Annotated in this window: 19 protein-coding genes; 12 read left to right on the top strand and 7 right to left on the bottom strand. The window is 74.0% G+C overall.

The genetic code is table 11. The features are described 5' to 3' along the window. Positions 1-38 precede the first annotated feature (38 nt). From CCN29_RS12035 to CCN29_RS12045, 3 genes are all read left to right on the top strand, one after another. Positions 39-1,532 (top strand): DUF2252 domain-containing protein, encoded by a 1,494-nt coding sequence (locus CCN29_RS12035; protein WP_107481692.1) that lies wholly within the window; start codon positions 39-41, stop codon positions 1,530-1,532. A gap of 255 nt (positions 1,533-1,787) precedes the next feature. Beyond that, positions 1,788-2,627 (top strand): J domain-containing protein, encoded by an 840-nt coding sequence (locus CCN29_RS12040; RefSeq protein WP_037816704.1) that lies wholly within the window; start codon positions 1,788-1,790, stop codon positions 2,625-2,627. A gap of 54 nt (positions 2,628-2,681) precedes the next feature. Next, positions 2,682-3,011, top strand: coding sequence for a rhodanese-like domain-containing protein (locus CCN29_RS12045; RefSeq protein ID WP_006134887.1), 330 nt, complete (start codon positions 2,682-2,684; stop codon positions 3,009-3,011). A gap of 40 nt (positions 3,012-3,051) precedes the next feature. On the opposite strand, the gene paaE is transcribed toward CCN29_RS12045, so the two are convergent. The 5 genes from paaE to paaA are packed head-to-tail and all read right to left on the bottom strand — an operon-like array spanning position 3,052 to position 6,680. Then, positions 3,052-4,113: a 1,2-phenylacetyl-CoA epoxidase subunit PaaE gene (gene paaE, locus CCN29_RS12050; RefSeq protein WP_086681580.1), complete on the bottom strand. Its 1,062-nt coding sequence runs from the start codon at positions 4,111-4,113 to the stop codon at positions 3,052-3,054. Further along, a complete protein-coding gene (paaD, locus tag CCN29_RS12055) occupies positions 4,113-4,652 on the bottom strand; it encodes a 1,2-phenylacetyl-CoA epoxidase subunit PaaD (RefSeq protein WP_086681583.1) in 540 nt (179 codons plus the stop codon). The genes paaE and paaD overlap by 1 nt, the downstream gene beginning before the upstream one ends. Beyond that, positions 4,646-5,383, bottom strand: a complete 738-nt coding sequence (paaC, locus tag CCN29_RS12060; RefSeq protein WP_031018097.1) for a 1,2-phenylacetyl-CoA epoxidase subunit PaaC — start codon at positions 5,381-5,383, stop codon at positions 4,646-4,648. The genes paaD and paaC overlap by 7 nt, the downstream gene beginning before the upstream one ends. Then, a complete protein-coding gene (paaB, locus tag CCN29_RS12065; protein WP_031018095.1) occupies positions 5,380-5,667 on the bottom strand; it encodes a 1,2-phenylacetyl-CoA epoxidase subunit PaaB in 288 nt (95 codons plus the stop codon). The genes paaC and paaB overlap by 4 nt, the downstream gene beginning before the upstream one ends. Next, positions 5,664-6,680: a 1,2-phenylacetyl-CoA epoxidase subunit PaaA gene (gene paaA / locus CCN29_RS12070; RefSeq protein ID WP_086681586.1), complete on the bottom strand. Its 1,017-nt coding sequence runs from the start codon at positions 6,678-6,680 to the stop codon at positions 5,664-5,666. Before paaA ends, paaB begins: the two co-directional genes overlap by 4 nt. A gap of 332 nt (positions 6,681-7,012) precedes the next feature. On the opposite strand from paaA, the gene CCN29_RS12075 reads away from it, so the two are divergent. The 3 genes from CCN29_RS12075 to CCN29_RS12085 are packed head-to-tail and all read left to right on the top strand — an operon-like array spanning position 7,013 to position 9,937. Beyond that, on the top strand, positions 7,013-7,900 hold the full coding sequence (locus tag CCN29_RS12075) for a DUF5819 family protein (protein WP_086681589.1): 888 nt from the start codon (positions 7,013-7,015) through the stop codon (positions 7,898-7,900). Then, the gene (locus tag CCN29_RS12080; protein WP_086681592.1) at positions 7,897-9,141 is read left to right on the top strand and encodes an HTTM domain-containing protein; all 1,245 of its coding nucleotides are present in this window, start codon (positions 7,897-7,899) and stop codon (positions 9,139-9,141) included. Before CCN29_RS12075 ends, CCN29_RS12080 begins: the two co-directional genes overlap by 4 nt. A 10-nt stretch (positions 9,142-9,151) precedes the next feature. Further along, a complete protein-coding gene (locus tag CCN29_RS12085) occupies positions 9,152-9,937 on the top strand; it encodes a TrmH family RNA methyltransferase (RefSeq protein WP_031018091.1) in 786 nt (261 codons plus the stop codon). Positions 9,938-9,946: 9 nt separating this feature from the next. On the opposite strand, the gene paaN is transcribed toward CCN29_RS12085, so the two are convergent. After that, entirely contained in the window at positions 9,947-11,638 is a 1,692-nt protein-coding gene (gene paaN, locus CCN29_RS12090; RefSeq protein ID WP_086681595.1) for a phenylacetic acid degradation protein PaaN, read from the bottom strand. 161 nt (positions 11,639-11,799) lie between these two features. Between paaN and CCN29_RS12095 the strand changes: the two genes are divergently transcribed. The 3 genes from CCN29_RS12095 to CCN29_RS12105 are packed head-to-tail and all read left to right on the top strand — an operon-like array spanning position 11,800 to position 14,442. Further along, entirely contained in the window at positions 11,800-13,314 is a 1,515-nt protein-coding gene (locus tag CCN29_RS12095; RefSeq protein ID WP_006134897.1) for a 3-hydroxyacyl-CoA dehydrogenase, read from the top strand. Next, a complete protein-coding gene (locus CCN29_RS12100; protein WP_006134898.1) occupies positions 13,311-13,913 on the top strand; it encodes a TetR/AcrR family transcriptional regulator in 603 nt (200 codons plus the stop codon). The genes CCN29_RS12095 and CCN29_RS12100 overlap by 4 nt, the downstream gene beginning before the upstream one ends. A 58-nt stretch (positions 13,914-13,971) precedes the next feature. Next, positions 13,972-14,442: a hypothetical protein gene (locus CCN29_RS12105; RefSeq protein ID WP_086681598.1), complete on the top strand. Its 471-nt coding sequence runs from the start codon at positions 13,972-13,974 to the stop codon at positions 14,440-14,442. A gap of 73 nt (positions 14,443-14,515) precedes the next feature. On the opposite strand, the gene CCN29_RS12110 is transcribed toward CCN29_RS12105, so the two are convergent. Further along, a complete protein-coding gene (locus CCN29_RS12110; RefSeq protein WP_031018084.1) occupies positions 14,516-15,001 on the bottom strand; it encodes an Lrp/AsnC family transcriptional regulator in 486 nt (161 codons plus the stop codon). A 185-nt stretch (positions 15,002-15,186) separates the two neighbouring features. Here CCN29_RS12110 and pdhA point away from each other — a divergent pair, with 185 nt between their 5' ends. The 3 genes from pdhA to CCN29_RS12125 form a co-directional block, all read left to right on the top strand. Continuing rightward, positions 15,187-16,329 (top strand): pyruvate dehydrogenase (acetyl-transferring) E1 component subunit alpha, encoded by a 1,143-nt coding sequence (gene pdhA / locus CCN29_RS12115; RefSeq protein WP_031018082.1) that lies wholly within the window; start codon positions 15,187-15,189, stop codon positions 16,327-16,329. Beyond that, the gene (locus CCN29_RS12120) at positions 16,326-17,330 is read left to right on the top strand and encodes an alpha-ketoacid dehydrogenase subunit beta (protein WP_086681602.1); all 1,005 of its coding nucleotides are present in this window, start codon (positions 16,326-16,328) and stop codon (positions 17,328-17,330) included. The genes pdhA and CCN29_RS12120 overlap by 4 nt, the downstream gene beginning before the upstream one ends. Beyond that, positions 17,330-18,446 (top strand): dihydrolipoamide acetyltransferase family protein (locus CCN29_RS12125; protein ID WP_086681604.1); only part of this gene is annotated, 1,117 nt, incomplete at its 3' end. The genes CCN29_RS12120 and CCN29_RS12125, both read left to right, overlap by 1 nt.

Raw genomic sequence — 18,446 nt, forward strand, 5'->3', positions numbered from 1 at the left:
CCGCGCATGCATGCGCGGGCAAGGGGGAGGCGGTCGTGATGAGCGATGCGGGAGCCGGAGTGGCCGCGGGGAACGCTGCCGTGGGGGACGCCGGGGTGTCCGAGGCACCGTCGGGCGGCGAGGCCGCGGCCGGAACCGGGGCCGCGCGGCGGCTGCCGCAGGTGCCCGGATTCCGCCCGCTCGGGTCCGCCGCGAGTGCGCCCAAGCAGGAGGGCAAGGCGCTGCGCGCACGGGTCCCCCGCAGCGCCCACGCCGCCCTGGACCTGGACGCGGGCCGGCCCGACGCCGTGACCGCCGTCGAGGAGTCCGGCCGCGGCCGGCTGCCCGAGCTGACGCCGCTGCGCGTCGGCCGGATGGCGGCCACCCCGTTCGCCTTCCTGCGCGGCTCGGCGGGCCTCATGGCGTACGACCTGGCCCGCACGCCGGTCACCGGGATCGGCGCCCAGATCTGCGGCGACGCCCACGCGGCCAACTTCGGCCTCTACGGCGACGCCCGCGGCGCCCTGGTCATCGACCTCAACGACTTCGACGAGACCGTGCACGGCCCCTGGGAGTGGGACCTCAAGCGGCTCGCCGCGTCCCTCGTGCTCGCCGGGCGGGAGGCGGGCGCGGACGAGGACGTGTGCCGCGCGGCCGCCCATGACGCGGTGGGCGCCTACCGCCGCACCATGCGGCTGCTGGCCAAGCTGCCGGCGCTGGACGCGTGGAACGCCATCGCGGACGAGGAACTCGTCTCCCACACCGACGCGCACGACCTCGTCGGCACTCTGGAGCGGGTCGCCGAGAAGGCCCGCGCCAACACCAGCGGCCGCTTCGCCGCCCGGTCCACCGAGCGCACCGAGGACGGCGGACGCCGCTTCGTCGACGCCCCGCCCGTGCTGCGCCGCGTCCCCGACGCCGAGGCTGCGGCCGTCGCCTCCTCCCTCGAGCAGTACCTCGCCACCCTCCCGGCCGACCGCCACCCCCTGCTCGCCCGCTACGCCGTGCACGACGTGGCGTTCCGCGTCGTCGGTACCGGCAGCGTCGGCACCCGCTCCTACGTCGTGCTGCTGCTCGACCACCGGGGCGAGCCGCTCGTCCTCCAGGTGAAGGAGGCCCGCCCCTCGGCGCTGCTGCCGCATCTCCCGGCCGCCGGCTTCGACACCCCGGAGGCCGAGCACGAGGGCCGCCGCGTGGTCGAGGGCCAGAAGCGGATGCAGGTGATAAGCGACAGCCTGCTCGGCTGGACCAGCGTCGACGGGCGGCCGTACCAGGTGCGTCAGTTCCGCAACCGCAAGGGCAGCGTGGACCCGGCCGCGCTGGCCGCCGACCAGGTGGACGACTACGCCCGCATGACCGGCGCCCTGCTGGCCCGCGCCCACAGCCACAGCGCCGACCCGCGCCTGATCGCCGGGTACTGCGGCAAGAACGACGAGCTGGACGAGGCGGTCGCCGCGTTCGCCGTCGCCTACGCCGACCGCACGGAGGCGGACCACACGGATCTGGTGGCGGCGGTGCGCGCGGGCCGGATCGCCGCGGAGGCAGGCGTCTGAAGCAGGCCGAGGCGGGCCTGGGCGGGCCGGGGCGGTCCCACGACGGTCCGGGCGGTCCGCGGCGGGGCGTCCAGCCGCCCCAGCGGTACTGCCCGCAGGCGGCAGGCGCCCTCAGGAGCGCGGGGAACTGCGCGACCGGCCATGATGCGGCCGCACCCGGCGTGCGACAGTCCCCGGCACCCCGGTGGCCGTACGGGAGTCCGCTTGCCCTGGTGACAGGGCGTGCCGTCCCGGCGGGTGGCCTACGCTGTCCGGGTGACGAGCTCGGAAGGTGACCAGGGTGAAGGCGCCGGCGCGCAGCGTACGCCCGCCGGCGGTGGCGCGACGCGGCCCGAGGAGCGGCTGGAACAGGCCGTGCGGGCGGCGGAGAAGGCGCTGATCGAGTTCGAGATCGCCGTGGAGACCTTCCGCGTCGAGGTCGAGAACTTCTCCCGGCTGCACGAACAGAAGCTGGGCCCCATGTACGCCCGTCTCGAGGAGCTGGACGCCCGGATCCTCGAGATCAAGGCGGCCCGCAGCGAGGACCCCGAGGACCGGCGGCTGGCCGACGAGGCGCGCGCCCGGCTGATGCCGATGCCCGGCGTCGAGGAGCTGATGAACGGCTGGATGGACGGGGACGGTCTGTTCCCCGAGGCCACCGCCATGCTCACGGACCAGCCCGTGCGGCCCCCGCAGCGGGTGCGGCCCAGCGAGGAGGCCCGCAAGCTGTACCGCGAGCTCGCCCGCAAGGCGCACCCCGACCTGGCGCAGGAGGACAAGGAGCGCGCCCGCCGCGAGGAGTTCATCACCCGCGTCAACGCCGCCTACGCCCGCGGCAGCGCGGACGAGCTGCGTGAGCTCGCCGAGGAGTGGGCGGCCGGACCGGAGCTGAAGCACACGCCCAGCCCGGCGGAGGAGCTGTACGCCCGCCTCGAATGGCTCTCCCAGCGCAAGGAACTGCTCACACTGGTCGCCCGGAACCTGGAGGAGGGCGCCATCGGCTCCATGCTGCGGCTGGCGCCCGACGACCCCGACGGACTCCTCGAGGACATCGCCGCGCAGCTGCGGGCCCAGGTCGCCGAGCGCGAGGCGGCGCTGGCGGCGCTGTCGGACTGAGCCGGTGGCCGCGCCGGTTCCGGTAGCGTCGGGTGCATGAGTTTTGGAGCTGGTGTGCCCACGGTCCAGGTCGGCGACCTCAAGGACGGCGACTTCCTGCTGGACGTCCGTGAGGACGACGAATGGAAGGCCGGTCACGCCGACGGCGCGCTGCACATCCCGATCAGCGAGTTCGTCGCCCGCTACGGCGAGCTGACCGAGGCCGCCCCACAGGACGGCCGGATCCATGTGATCTGCCGCTCCGGCGGACGGTCGGCCCAGGTCACCATGTATCTGGCGCAGCAGGGCATCGACGCCGTGAACGTGGACGGCGGGATGCAGCTGTGGGAGGCCGCGGGGCGCCCCGTCGTCACGGACGACGGGACACCGGGCCACGTGCTCTGACGGCGGCCACGCGCGCCCCGCACGGGAGGCTCCGGCCGCGTCAGCGGTCGAAGTCCAGCTCGACCTTCTCCGTCACCGGGTGCGACTGGCAGGCAAGGACGTACCCCGCCTCCGTCTCCTCCGACTCCAGGGCGTAGTTGCGGTCCATGCGCACCTCGCCGGAGACCAGGAACGCGCGGCAGGTGCCGCAGACGCCGCCCTTGCAGGCGTAGGGCGCGTCGGGGCGGTTGCGCAGCACCGTGTCCAGCAGGGACTCGCCGGACTGCACCGGCCAGGTGCCGCCGCGTCCGTCGAGCCGTGCCGTGACCGTGCTGTGCGCGGGGGCGGCCGAGGCCGCGGCGGTGGGCGCCGGCCCGGAGTCCACGTGGAAGATCTCCTGGTGGATGCGGGAGCGGGAGACGCCCAGTGCGCGCAGCGCCCGGTCGGCGCCCGCCACCAGTCCGTACGGTCCGCACAGGAACCAGCCGTCGACCCGGTCCACCGGCAGCAGCGCCGGGAGCAGTGAGGCCAGCCGCTCCCGGTCCAGCCGCCCCGAGGGCAGGCCGGCCTGCTGCTCCTCCCGGGAGAGCGCCGTGACCAGCTGGAACCGGTCCGGGTGGCGGTCCTTCAGGTCGGCGACCTCCTCCAGGAACATCGTCGACGCGGTCGTGCGGTCGCTGCGTATCAGGCAGAACCGTGCTTCCGGCTCGCGGGCCAGGAGCGTCGTGGCGATCGACAGCACCGGGGTGATGCCGCTGCCGCCGACCACGGCCGCGTACAGGCCGGGGGCCGGGGGCAGTGTGAAGCGGCCGGCGGGGGTCATGACCTCCAGCTCGTCGCCGAGGTCGATCTCCTTGAGCGCGTACGTGGAGAACGCTCCGCCTTCGACGAGACGCACCCCGACGCGCAGGGTGGCGGGCGCCTCGCCGTCGGGGACGGGGGAGCAGATCGAGTAGGTGCGGCGGATCTCCTCGCCGTCGGCGACGCGGCGCAGCGTGAGGTGCTGCCCGGGCTGGTGGCGGTACTCCTCGCGCAGCTCCGGGGGGACGGCGAGGGTGAGGGCGACGGAGTCGTCGGTGAGCCGGTCGACCGCGGCCACCCGGAGCCGGTGGAAGCGGGCCATCACAACTCCTTGAAGTGGTCGAACGGTTCACGGCAGGCCAGGCAGCGGCGCAGCGCCTTGCACGCGGTGGAGGAGAACCGGCTGAGCAGCTCGGTCTCGGGGGAGCCGCAGTGCGGGCAGCGGACGGGCTCCGGCTCGTCGGCGGGGCCGCCCTCGCGGGTCCGCGTGGGGCCCAGCGCGACACGCACGGGCCCTGAGGCGGCGCCCGTGCGCGGCGGGGCGATGCCGAACTCCCGCAGTTTGCGGCGGCCTTCGTCGGTGATGTCGTCGGTCGACCAGGCGGGGGCGAGGACCCGGCGCACCGTGACCTCGCGCACGCCGTGTTCGCGCAGCACGCGCTCTATGTCGAGGCTCATCACCTCGACGGCCGGGCAGCCGGTGTAGGTCGGGGTCAGGTCGACCTCGACGCTGTCCGTGCCGTGCGCCCGCACCGCGCGGACCACGCCCAGCTCGCGCAGGGTCAGCACGGGCAGCTCCGGGTCGGGCACCGAGCCGGCGAGCTCCAGCAGCTGCTCCTCCAGGGGCGTGGTGGTCACCATGTCGCCCCCGGGTGGCTGCGGTGCAGGTGCTGCATCTCGGCCAGCATCCGGCCGAACGGCTCGGTGTGCAGGCCCTGGCGGCCGGCGCCGGCCCGCCAGGCTCCCGTACGGGGGCCCTCGGGCAGCGTCAGCGTGGCGCGGCCCAGCACGTCCTCGACGATGTCCCGCCAGGTGCTCTCCAGGCCGGGCCAGTCGACGCCGTCGATCCCCTCGACGGGCTGGAACATCTCGCCGGTGTAGCGCCACAGTGCGTCCACGGCGGCCTGCATGCGCGCGTGGCTCTCGTCCGTGCCGTCGCCGAGGCGGAGGGTCCACTGCTCGGCGTGGTCGCGGTGGTAGGCGGCCTCCTTGACGGCCTTGCCGGCCAGCGGGGCGAAGGGGCCGTCGCCGGAGGCCAGCCGGTCGTGCAGGAGGTGCTGGTAGACGGAGAAGTACAGCTGGCGGGCGATGGTGTGGGCGAAGTCGCCGTTGGGCTGTTCGACCAGCTGGAGGTTGCGGAAGGCGCGCTCCTCGCGCAGGAAGGCCAGTTCGTCCTCGTCGCCGGCCATCGACAGCAGGACCCGGGCCTGGCCGAGCAGGTCGAGCGCGATGTTGGCGAGGGCGACCTCCTCCTCGAGCACGGGGGCGTGCCCGGCCCACTCGCCGAGACGGTGGGAGAGCACCAGGGCGTCGTCGCCGAGGGCGAGCGCGGCGGCCGTGACGGCCGTGTCCGCGGCGGGTGTCGTGGTCACAGGTGCTGCACCCCCTCGGGGATCTCGTAGAAGGTGGGGTGCCGGTAGGGCTTGTCGGCGGCCGGCTCGAAGAAGGGGTCCTTCTCGTCGGGCGAGGAGGCCGTGATGGAGGAGGACGGCACGACCCAGATGGAGACGCCCTCGCCGCGGCGGGTGTACAGGTCGCGCGCGTTGCGCAGGGCGAGCTCCGCGTCCGGGGCGTGCAGGCTGCCGGCGTGGGTGTGGGACAGGCCCCGGCGCGAGCGCACGAAGACCTCCCACAGCGGCCAGTCGGTGTGGGTCATGCGCGCGTCGCTCCCGTCGTGTCGTTCCTGTGCTTGGCCGCGTGGGCCGCTGCCGCCTCCCGGACCCAGGCGCCCTCCTCGTGGGCCTGCCTGCGCCGGGACAGGCGCTGGTCGTTGCACGGGCCGTTGCCCTTGAGGACGTCCCAGAACTCCGACCAGTCGATGGCGCCGAAGTCGTGGTGCCCACGCTCCTCGTTCCACCGCAGGTCCGGGTCGGGGAGGGTGAGGCCGAGGGACTCCGCCTGCGGGACGCAGATGTCGACGAAGCGCTGGCGCAGCTCGTCGTTGGAGTGCCGCTTGATCTTCCAGGCCATCGACTGCGCGGAGTGCTGAGACTCGTCGTCGGGCGGGCCGAACATCATCAGCGACGGCCACCACCAGCGGTCCACCGCGTCCTGCGCCATCGCGTGCTGCTCCGGGGTGCCCTTGCTGAGGGCCAGCAGCATCTCGTACCCCTGGCGCTGGTGGAAGGACTCCTCCTTGCAGACGCGGACCATCGCGCGGGCGTACGGGCCGTAGGAGCAGCGGCACAGGGGGACCTGGTTGGTGATCGCGGCGCCGTCCACCAGCCAGCCGATGGCGCCGACGTCGGCCCAGGTCAGCGTCGGGTAGTTGAAGATCGAGGAGTACTTCTGGCGGCCGGCGTGCAGCTTGTCGAGCAGCTCGTCGCGGCTCACGCCGAGGGTCTCGGCGGCGCTGTACAGATACAGGCCGTGCCCGGCCTCGTCCTGGACCTTGGCCATGAGGATGGCCTTGCGCCGCAGGGAGGGGGCGCGCGTGATCCAGTTGGCCTCCGGCTGCATGCCGATGATCTCGGAGTGCGCGTGCTGGGCGATCTGGCGCACGAGCGTGGCGCGGTAGGCGTCCGGCATCCAGTCGCGCGGCTCGATCCGCTCGTCGGCGGCGACGGCCGCGTCGAAGGCGCGCTGGAACGCGGCGGTGTCGCCGGGGTCCGCCGGTGCGTCGTACGCCGTCGGACCGCCGGCCGTATCGCGGGCGGCTGCTGTCGCCATGGGGTCCCCCTCGACCTGGATGCTTCCCGGAGCACGCTCCCGACCGATCGTTCGGTTCGTGCGGTTCCATGGTGAGACGGGGGCCGCGAGGTGTCAACCGCTGTGGATAACCTGCCGGTGCCGGTCGCCGGCGCCGTCGGACGTGCGCGGCGCCGTCGGATCGTGCGGATGTGGTGACCGCCACGGGACGGAGCGCCGACGGGACTGTGCCCGGGCGGCCGGGGCTGAGTACCGTTCCGTGCGACGCGGCGGAGCGGCCGTGGCCCCGCGCGGCGAGGCCTCGGGCCGGTGCGGACGCGGCAAGGGACCGGGGATTCGGGGATCGGGGCGGAATGGACGCGCAGGACAGGGGCTCGGACGCCCGGCACGGGCCCGCGGAGCCGGGCGTGCCGGGTCCGCGCACCCCGCTGCCCGCACCCACGGCGCCGGCCGACGGGACGGATGTGTCGGATGAGACGGACAGGACCGGCGGGACGGACAGGGCGGACGGGCCTGCCGTACCAGTGGGCGCCCAGGACCAGCCCGGCGGCGTGGAGCAGCCGCCCGGGGCGCAGATGCCTTCCGACTCACCGCGCACCGGCATCGCCGCCCTCTCCCCGCCCTACCGGATCGGCGCCGCGCTCGCTCTCGCGGCCGTCGCCGTCACGGTCTGCGTGCACCTCGGGATGGCGTTCCTGCATGTCGCGCCGCCGAACACGGTGAGCAAGAAGCACAGCGAGACCATCGCCGACTGGATCTACCCGGAGTTCGAGCAGAACTGGAAACTGTTCGCCCCGAACCCGCTCCAGCAGAACGTGTCCGTGCAGGTCAGGGCCGAGATCCGGTGGCCGGACGGCTCGCGCCGCACCACCGGCTGGTACGACCTGTCGGCGCAGGACGGCCGGGACATCGACGGCAATCCGGCGCCCAGCCACACCCAGCAGAACGAGCTGCGCCGCGCCTGGGACTTCTACGTCTCCACGCACGACGACGACAACCGCCCGGTGGGTCTGCGCGGGGCGCTCTCCGAGTCGTACCTGCGGCGGATCATGGCCCTGCGCCTGGACCGGGCGGACGCGGCCGGGCCGCACGGCGAGGTCGCGCGCGTGCAGGTCCGCTCGCGCACCACGCAGGTGCCGCCGCCGGAGTGGAGCGGGGAGAAGGCGTCGGACGAGGCCGAGTACCGCGAGCTGCCCTGGTGGCCGCTGCCGGAGGGTGAGACCCGGGGAGGCGTCGGATGAACCGCCTGTGGCCGGCGGTCGCCCGGGTCACCGACTCCGCCCTCGGCCCCTACCAGACCGCCGTGCTGCGCATCGGCGTCGCCCTCACCTGGCTGCTGTTCCTGCTGCGGGAGTATCCGCACCGGCAGGAGCTCTACGGCCCCGACAGCCCCTGGTCCTGGGATCTCGCCGCCCAGCTGGTCGGGGCGAACGACGCCTTCACCGTGCTGCTCTGGTCGGACAGCCAGGTCTGGTTCGAGGCGGTCTACGCGCTGGCCGTGCTGTTCAGCCTGTTGCTGCTGCTCGGCTGGCGCACCCGCACCATGACGGCGCTGTTCATGGTGGGCGTCCTCTCCCTGCAGAACCGCAGCGTCTTCATGGGCGACGGCGGCGACAACGTCCTGCACCTCATGGCGATCTACCTGTTGTTCACCCGCTGCGGCCATGTCTGGTCCCTGGACGCGCGGCGGGCGCGCCGGGCCGCGCGGGCACGCGCGCGGGGGGAGCGGACACACGACGCAGTGGGCCCCGCGCTGTGGGCGGTGCTCGGTGTCGTGCTGCTCCTCGGCTCTTTGGCGGGCCGGACGGACGGCGACTGGTTCATACCCGCGCTGCTGTGGGCGGTGTGGCTCGGGCAGGCGGGGTGGTGGCTGGCCGGACGTCTGGCGCGGACGGACCAGCCGCGGATCCTGCTGGACGTGGTGGGGAACGTCGCGCACAACGGTGCGCTGCTGGTGATCATGGCGGAGGCGTGCCTGATCTACGCCACGGCGGGCTGGTACAAGGTCCAGGGCTCCCGCTGGCAGGACGGCACCGCCGTGCACTACCCGCTGCACCTGGAGTACTTCTCCCCCTGGCCGTCGCTGGCGGGGCTGCTCACCGCGAGCGGCACCCTGGTGATGCTGGTGACGTATGTGACCGTCGTGGTGCAGGTCGCCTTCCCGTTCACGCTGTTCAACCGGCGCGTCAAGAACGTCCTGCTGGGCTTCATGATCCTGGAGCACGCGGTGATCGCCGTGGTGCTCGGACTGCCCTTCTTCTCCCTGGCGATGATCGCGGCCGACGCGGTCTTCCTCCCCACGTCCTTCCTGTGCCGGGCCGGCCGCCTGGCGGCACGCGCGCGGGGACGGCTGCGGCCGCGCGGGGACGCGGTCCCCGTTCCGCCGCCGCGGCGCCCGGACGGACCGCCCGGCCGTCCCTCTGCCGTGGGTCCGGCTCAGGCCGCCCCGGTGACCGACGGGGTGCCCGGCCCGCGCACGTAGGCTGCTCGGCATGACCGACCCCGCCCACGACCCGTCCGCCGCGTCCCCGGCGGACCCGGTGGCCGCATGGCGCCGGGCCGCCCCGGACGCGGTGCTGCTCGACGGTTTCCACGCCCTCAAGCACGCCGTGCGCTTCGGCGCCGAGGTGCTCGTCGCGGTCACCGCGGACCGGGCCGCCGCCCTGGCGCTCGCCGACGAGCTGGCCGGGGACGTGCGGGACACGCTGGCGGCGCTGCTCACCCAGGTGCCGTACGGGACGTACGCCGCGCTGGTGCCGCGGCCGCACCCCACGGCCGTCGCGGCGCTCGCCGTACGGCCCGGCCGCGCGGGCAACCTGGCGAAGCTGGCGCGCGCCCCGCGCACCGCGCCGGTGGTGGTCCTGGACCAGCCGCGCAACCTGGGCAACGCGGGGGCCGTGGTCCGGCTGGCCGCCGGCTTCGGGGCGACCGGCGTCGTCACCACCGGGACGCTGGACCCCTGGCACCCCACCGTGGTGCGCGGCGGGGCGGGGCTGCACTTCGCCACCGCCGTGGAACGCCTGACCGTGGACGAACTGCCGCCCGGGCCGGTGTTCGCGCTGGACCCCGAGGGCGAGGACATCCGCTCGCTGAAGCTCCCCGACGAGGCGCTGCTCGCGTTCGGCTCCGAGCGCACCGGTCTCACGGCCGAGCTGCGGGCGCGCGCCGACCATCTGGTGGCGCTGCCGATGCGCCCCCAGGTCTCCAGCTACAACCTCGCGACCAGTGTGGCCATGACGCTGTACCACTGGAGCGCCACCGGGGGCGCACCCTCCTGACCCGGCGTCCTACGCCTCCCGGCGCACCTCGATCACCCGGAAGCGGCCCGCGACGAAGGCGCCGTCGCACAGGGCCGCGTTGGCCGCCGGGTTGCCGCCGGAGCCGTGAAAGTCGGAGAAGGCGGCAGTCTGGTTGACGTAGACCCCGCCGGTGAGGTTCAGCGAGAGCTGCGCGGCCTCCTCCAGGCAGACCTCCTGCACGGCCTCCTCGACCTCCGGGGAGGTCGTGTACGCGCCGACGGTCATCGCGCCCTTCTCGCGGATCGTGCGCCGCAGCAGCTCCGTCGCGTCGGCGGCCGAGTCGACGGCGACCAGGAAGGAGACCGGGCCGAAGCACTCGCTCATGTAGGCGGCCTCGGCGTCCGGCTTGGCGCCGTCCAGCTTCACGATCACCGGCGTGCGCACCACGGCGCCCGGGAAGTCCGGGTGGGTGATCTCACGGGAGGCGAGCGCGACCTCGCCGAGACCGGCGGCGGCCTCCAGGCGGGCCTTGACGTCCGGGTTCACGATCGCGCCCAGCAGCGCGTTGGCGCGGGCGTCGTCGCCCAGCAGGCCGTCGACCGCCTTGGCCAGGTCGGCGGCGACCTCGTCGAACGACTTGGGGCCCTGGTCCGTGCTGATGCCGTCGCGGGGGACCAGCAGGTTCTGCGGGGTGGTGCACATCTGGCCGCTGTACAGGGACAGGGAGAACGCCAGGTTGGACAGCATCCCCTTGTAGTCGTCGGTCGACTCCACGATCACCGTGTTGACGCCGGCCTTCTCCGTGTACACCTGCGCCTGGCGGGCGTTGCTCTCCAGCCAGTCGCCGAACTCCGTCGAGCCCGTGTAGTCGATGATCCGGATCTCCGGCCGCGTGGCGAGGGTCTTGGCGATGCCCTCGCCGGGGCGCTCGGCGGCCAGCGCCACCAGGTTCGGGTCGAAACCGGCCTCGGCGAGCACCTGGCGGGCCACCTGGACGGTGAGCGCGAGCGGCAGCACCGCGCGCGGGTGCGGCTTGACGAGAACCGCGTTGCCCGTGGCCAGGGAGGCGAACAGGCCCGGGTAGCCGTTCCACGTCGGGAAGGTGTTGCAGCCGATGACCAGGCCGATGCCGCGCGGCACCGGCACGAACCGCTTGGTGAGGGCGAGCGGGTCGCGCTTGCCCTGCGGCTTGGTCCACTCCGCGGTGTCGGGCGTGCGCACCTGCTCCACGTACGCGTAGGCGACGGCCTCCATGCCGCGGTCCTGCGCGTGCGGGCCGCCGGCCTGGAACGCCATCATGAACGCCTGCCCGGAGGTGTGCATGACCGCCTGGGCGAACTCCATGGTGCGGTCGCTGATCCGCTTGAGGATCTCCAGGCAGACCACCGCGCGGGTCTCCGCGCCCGCGTCACGCCAGGCGCGCATCCCGGCCCTCATCGCGGGCAGCAGCACGTCCAGGTCGGCGTGCGGGTAGCTCACGCCCAGCTCGACCCCGTACGGGGAGGTCTCGCCGTCCACCCAGCCGTCCGTGCCCGGCTGGTCCAGGTCGAGGCGGGCGCCGAGCAGGGCGTCGAAGGCGGCCTTGCCCGCGGCCATGTCCAGGCTGCCGTTCTCCCCGTACGCCTTCGGGTGCTCGGGGTGGGGGGACCAGTACGCGCGCGTACGGATCGCGTCCAGGGCCTGGTCCAGGGTGGGACGGTGGCGGGCGATCAGCTCGTGCGCGGTGAGTTCGGCGGCCATGCGGGACCAACTCCTCGTCTCAGGAACTCTTCGTCGAGCTCTTGGACCTGTGCGGAAACGTAGTCAGGAACGGGCGGTCAGGGTTAGAGTAACCGAACGATCGGTCGGGACAAGGGGGTCCGCCGCATCTGTGGAAAACACCGTGCGGGAGGATCGCGCACATGACAGCACTCGACCTCAGCAGTCCCGTGGCCGTCGTCGGCACCGGCACCATGGGGCAGGGAATCGCCCAGGTCGCGCTGGTCGCGGGCCATCCCGTGCGGCTCCACGACGCCGCCCCGGGCCAGGCCCGCGAGGCCGCCGACGCGATCGGCGCCCGGCTCGACCGGCTGGTGGAGAAGGAGCGCCTCACCGCGGACGAACGGGACGCGGCCCGCGCCCGGCTGACTCCCGTCGACGACCTCGCCGGGCTGGCCGGCTGCTCCCTCGTCGTCGAGGCGGTCGTGGAGCGTCTCGACGTCAAGCAGGAGCTGTTCCGGGCGCTGGAGGACGTCGTCGCCGACGACTGTCTCCTCGCCACCAACACCTCGTCCCTGTCGGTCACCGCGATCGGCGGCGCCCTGCGCGTCCCCGGCCGCTTCGTGGGCCTGCACTTCTTCAACCCGGCGCCGCTGCTGCCGCTCGTCGAGGTGGTCTCCGGCTTCGCCACCGACGTCACCTCGGCCACGCGCGCGTACGAGACGGCCCGCGCGTGGGGGAAGACGCCGGTCGCCTGCGCCGACACCCCCGGCTTCATCGTCAACCGCGTCGCCCGGCCGTTCTACGCCGAGGCCTTCGCGGTGTACGAGTCGCAGGGCGCGGACCCGGCCACCATCGACGCGGTGCTGCGCGAGTCCGGCGGTTTCCGGATGGGCGCCTTCGAGCTGACCGACCTCATCGGGCAGGACGTCAACGAGTCCGTGACGCACTCGGTGTGGCAGGCGTTCTTCCAGGACGTGCGCTTCCGGCCGTCCCTGGCGCAGCGCAGGCTCGTCGAGTCCGGCCGCCTGGGCCGCAAGACCGGGCACGGCTGGTACGACCACGGCCCCGGCGCCGAGCGCCCCGAACCGCACACCGCCGAGCCGGCGGAGCCGCCCGCGTACGTCGTCGCCGAGGGCGGCCTGGGGCCCGCCTCCGAGCTGCTCACCCTGATCCGCGAGGCCGGTATCGAGGTGCGGGAGGAGGCCGAGGACGAGGGCACCCGCCTGGTGCTGCCGGGCGGCGGACAGTTGGTGCTCGCCGACGGCCAGGCCTCCGTGGAGTTCAGCGACGTCGTCTACTTCGACCTCGCCCTCGACTACCGCGCGGCCACCCGCATCGCCCTGTCCCACTGCAAGGACACCTCCGCGCGGACCGTCGCCGAGGCCACCGGGCTGTTCCAGGCGCTCGGCAAGAAGGTCAGCGTCATCGGGGACGTCCCCGGGATGATCGTCGCGCGGACGGTGGCCCGGATCATCGACCTCGCGGTCGAGGCCGTCGCCCAGGGCGTCGCCACCGAGGAGGACGTCGACATCGCGATGCGGCTGGGTGTGAACTACCCCCTCGGGCCCTTCGAGTGGAGCCGCCGCCTCGGCCGCGGCTGGGCCGGCGCCCTGCTGGACGAGATGCACGAGATCGATCCGTCCGGCCGCTACGCGCCCTCCCTCGCGCTCTACCAGTACGCGTGCGCGGCCCGCGAGAGGGAGGACACCCCATGACCACCGCCAAGCGGGACACCTACACCCCGGAGACGCTGCTGTCCGTGGCGGTCCAGGTGTTCAACGAACGCGGCTACGACGGCACGTCCATGGAGCACCTCTCCCGGGCCGCCGGCATCTCCAAGTCGTCGATCTACCACCATGTGGCCGGCAAGGAGGAGCTGCTGCGCCGCGCGGTGAGCCGGGCGCTCGACGGTCTCTTCGGGATCCTCGACGAGGACGACGCGCGCGTGGGGCGGCCCGCCGCGCGCCTGGAGTACGTCGTACGGCGCATGGTCGAGGTGCTGATAGCGGAGCTGCCGTACGTGACCCTGCTGCTGCGGGTGCGCGGCAACACGGACACCGAGCGGTGGGCGCTGGAGCGGCGGCGCGAGTTCGACCACCGGGTGGCGGAGCTGCTGAAGGCCGCGGCGGCCGACGGGGACGTGCGCGAGGACATAGAGGTGCGGCTGGTGACCCGGCTGGTCTTCGGCATGATCAACTCCATCGTGGAGTGGTACCGGCCGGACGGGCGCGGCATGAACGAGCGCGAGGTGGCCGACGCGGTGGCGCAGCTCGCCTTCTCGGGACTGCGCAGGGCGGGCGACGGACGCGGCTGAACACCCCGGCGGGAAAACCGGTGGGCGGCGGGCGCCCGGATGCCTACGCTCGCTGCCGATGGAGATGTCCTTCCGGAAGCTGCCGGACAACCGGCACGAGATCCTGGTTCGGCGTGAGAAGGGGCCGGACGTCCGGCTCCCCGCCCGGCCCGCCGGACCGTCGATGCCGCACGACCTGGTGCACGCGGTGGTGGAGACCGTGCTCGGGATCGACGACGGCTTCTGGGGCGCGATCGCACGGGGCGCCACCTTCCAGGGCTTCGAACTCGTCACCCCGGGACGGCACCGCCGGTCCGGGTTGAAGGTGCTGCGCCGGGGCGGCGACGCCGTGATGGCCGCCGAACTGCGCGTGAACTGGGCCTACCGGGCGTGGCGCGGCCTGTCCACCGAGGGCCGCGGGGTCGGGCGGGCGCCGCTCGACGCGGAGGCGCTGGCCAGGACCGGGCCGCGGCTGGACGCCGCCGCGCGGCGCTGGGCCGCCGTGCCCGTCGGCGGGGAACTCCTCTGGCGCTGGGGAGTGGACAGCTAGGGCAGTTCTGGGGCACGAGGTCCGCCCTGGCCCCCGGCGACCGGAGCGGCCTCGCGGCGCCAGAGCCTCCGGCTCACCACTGCGGTTCCAGGTCCTCCTCCTCGAACACCAGCAGCGTGCGGGTGCTGAGCACCTCGGGGATGGCCTGGAGACGCGTCAGCACCAGCTCGCGCAGCGCCCGGTTGTCCGGCGCGTGCACCAGCAGCAGCACGTCGAAGTCGCCGCCCACCAGGGCGATGTGCGAGGCGCCGGGGAGCTGCCTGAGCTGCTCGCGCACCGTGCGCCAGGTGTTCTGCACGATCTTCAGCGTGATGTACGCCGACGTGCCGTGACCGGCGCGTTCGTGGTCGACGCGGGCGCCGAAGCCCCGGATGACGCCGTCCTCGACGAGCCGGTTGATCCGCGCGTAGGCGTTCGCGCGGGAGACGTGCACCCGCTCGGCGACCGACCGTATCGACGCGCGGCCGTCCGCCTGGAGCATGCGCAGGATGTCCTGGTCGATCGCGTCGAGAGGCCGCGCCGGCGGCAGCGGCACCGCCCCCTCCTGGCCCCCGGCCATTTGTTCAGATGCCACCCGCCCCCACCTCTCAGCCGTGGACGTCCTGCCTCTATCCCAAGCTGTGGAGAACCGTTTGTCCACAGCCTGATGCCACCCGTAGCCAAAATGTGCCGGCGACCGAACAATCGGTTGGTGAGGCGTGTCACAGACGCCGCGCCTCCGTCTTCCCACGAGGAGGTGCCGTCATGACGGTCATGGAGCAGCGGGGGGCTTACCGGCCGACCCCGCCGCCCGCCTGGCAGCCCCGTACCGACCCCGCGCCGCTGCTGCCCGACGCGGAGCCGTACCGCGTGCTCGGCACACAGGCGGCGGCGAAGGCCGACCCGGACCTGCTGCGCCGGCTGTACGCGGAGCTGGTGAAGGGCCGCCGCTACAACGCGCAGGCCACCGCGCTCACCAAGCAGGGCCGTCTCGCGGTGTACCCCTCCAGCACCGGCCAGGAGGCGTGCGAGGTCGCCGCCGCGCTCGTCCTCCAGGAGCAGGACTGGCTGTTCCCCAGCTACCGCGACACCCTCGCGGTCGTCGCGCGCGGTGTGGACCCGGTCGAGGCGCTCACCCTGCTGCGCGGCGACTGGCACACCGGCTACGACCCCTACGAGCACCGGGTGGCCCCGCTGAGCACGCCGCTCGCCACCCAGCTGCCGCACGCGGTCGGGCTGGCCCACGCCGCCCGCCTCAAGGGCGACGACGTGGTCGCGCTCGCCATGGTCGGCGACGGCGGCACCAGCGAGGGCGACTTCCACGAGGCGCTGAACTTCGCGGCCGTCTGGCAGGCCCCGGTCGTCTTCCTCGTCCAGAACAACGGCTTCGCGATCTCCGTCCCGCTCGCCAAGCAGACCGCGGCCCCGTCGCTGGCCCACAAGGCCGTCGGCTACGGGATGCCCGGCCGCCTGGTCGACGGCAACGACGCGGCCGCCGTGCACGAGGTCCTCGCCGACGCGGTGCGCCGCGCCCGCGCGGGCGGCGGCCCGACCCTGGTCGAGGCGATCACCTACCGCGTGGACGCCCACACCAACGCCGACGACGCGACCCGCTACCGCGGCGACTCCGAGGTCGAGACCTGGCGGGCGCACGACCCGATCGCCCTGCTGGAGCGGGAGCTGACCGGACGCGGCCTGCTGGACGAGGCCGGCGTCGAGAGCGCCCGGCAGCACGCCGAGACGATGGCCGCCGGTCTGCGCGCCCGCATGAACCAGGACGCGGAGCTCGACCCCATGGACCTGTTCACGCACGTGTACGCCGAGCCCACGCCCCAGCTGCTGGAGCAGCGGGAACAGCTGCGGGCCGAGCTGGCGGCCGAGGCCGAGTCGGAAGGAGCGCGGCCATGACCGCCGTCGCCGTGAAGCCCGCCACCATGGCGCAGGCCCTCACGCGCGCGTTGCGCGACGCCATGACCGACGACCCGTCCGTGCACGTCATGGGCGAGGACGTCGGCACGCTCGGCGGCGTCTTCCGGATCACGGACGGCCTGGCCAAGGAGTTCGGCGAGGACCGCTGCACGGACACGCCGCTGGCCGAGGCGGGCATCCTCGGCACGGCCGTCGGCATGGCCATGTACGGGCTGCGGCCGGTCGTGGAGATGCAGTTCGACGCGTTCGCCTACCCCGCGTTCGAGCAGCTCGTCTCGCACGTGGCGAAGATGCGCAACCGCACCCGCGGCAGGATGCCCCTCCCGCTCACGATCCGCATCCCCTACGGCGGCGGCATCGGCGGCGTCGAGCACCACAGCGACGCGTCCGAGGCGTACTACATGGCGACTCCGGGGCTCCATGTCGTCACGCCCGCGACCGTCGCCGACGCCTACGGCCTGCTGCGGGCCTCCATCGCCTCGGACGACCCGGTGGTCTTCCTGGAGCCCAAGCGGCTCTACTGGTCCAAGGACACCTGGAACCCGGAGCAGCCGACGGCCGTCGAGCCGATAGGCCGCGCGGTGGTGCGGCGCTCCGGGCGGAGCGCCACCCTCATCACCTACGGGCCGTCCCTCCCCGTCTGCATGGAGGCGGCCGAGGCGGCCCAGGCCGAGGGCTGGGACCTCGAGGTCGTCGACCTGCGCTCGCTGGTGCCGTTCGACGACGAGACGGTGTGCGCCTCGGTGCGGCGGACGGGACGCGCGGTCGTCGTCCACGAGTCGGGCGGCTTCGGCGGCCCGGGCGGGGAGATCGCGGCCCGCGTCACGGAGCGCTGCTTCCACCACCTGGAGGCGCCGGTGCTGCGCGTGGCCGGGTTCGACCTGCCGTACCCGCCGCCCATGCTGGAGCGTCACCACCTGCCCGGTGTGGACCGGATCCTGGACGCCGTGGGGCGTCTGCAGTGGGAGGCCGAGAGCTGATGGCACAGGTGCTGGAGTTCAAGCTGCCCGACCTCGGTGAGGGGCTCACCGAGGCGGAGATCGTGCGCTGGCTGGTCGAGGTCGGTGACGTGGTCGCCGTGGACCAGCCGGTCGTCGAGGTCGAGACGGCCAAGGCGATGGTGGAGGTGCCCTGCCCCTACGGCGGCGTGGTCACCGCCCGGTTCGGCGCGGAGGGCACCGAACTGCCGGTCGGCGCGCCGCTGCTGACGGTGGCGGTCGGCGAGACGGCGGACGCCCGCCCGTCCGGCGGCGCGGACACCGCGCGCACCGGCGGCGCCGGGGACGGCGCGAGCGGCCGGGAGCCGGCCGCCGAGGGCTCCGGCAACGTGCTGGTGGGCTACGGCACGTCGCAGGCCCCGGCCCGGCGCCGCCGGGTCCGCTCCGCCGCCCCCGCGGTGAACGGGCGGCCGAGGACGCCGGAGCCCGTACGGGAGACCCGGCCGGCGGACGGGCCGGTGCCGGTGATCTCCCCGCTGGTGCGCAGGCTGGCCCGGCAGAACGGCCTGGACCTGCGCGAGCTCACCGGATCGGGGCCCGACGGGCTGATCCTGCGCGCGGACGTGGAGCACGCGCTGGCGCTGCGGTCCACCACGGACCGGGACCGCGCGGACGCGGCGACGGGCCCGACCGCCCAGGCCACCGCCGTGCCGTCCGCCGCCCCGGCCGCGTCCCCCGGACGCGCCGCCTCGGTCACCCGTGTCCCTCTCAAGGGCATCCGGGGCGCCGTCGCGGACAAGCTCTCCCGCAGCCGTACCGAGATACCGGACGCGACCTGCTGGGTGGACGCCGACGCGACGGAGCTGATGCGGACCAGGGCCGCGATGAACGCCGCGGGCGGGCCCAAGATCTCCGTGCTGGCGCTGCTGGCCCGGATCTGCACGGCCGCGCTCGCCCGCTTCCCGGAGCTCAACGCCTCGGTGGACACCGGGGCCAGGGAGATCGTCCGGTACGCGGACGTGCACCTCGGGTTCGCGGCGCAGACCGAGCGCGGGCTGGTCGTCCCCGTGGTCCGTGACGCGCACACGCGGGACGCGGAGTCGCTGACCGCGGAGTTCGCCCGGCTGACCGAGGCGGCGCGGGCGGGGACGCTGACGC

The organism is Streptomyces pseudogriseolus (assembly GCA_002154585.1).
GTDB lineage: Bacteria > Actinomycetota > Actinomycetes > Streptomycetales > Streptomycetaceae > Streptomyces > Streptomyces pseudogriseolus.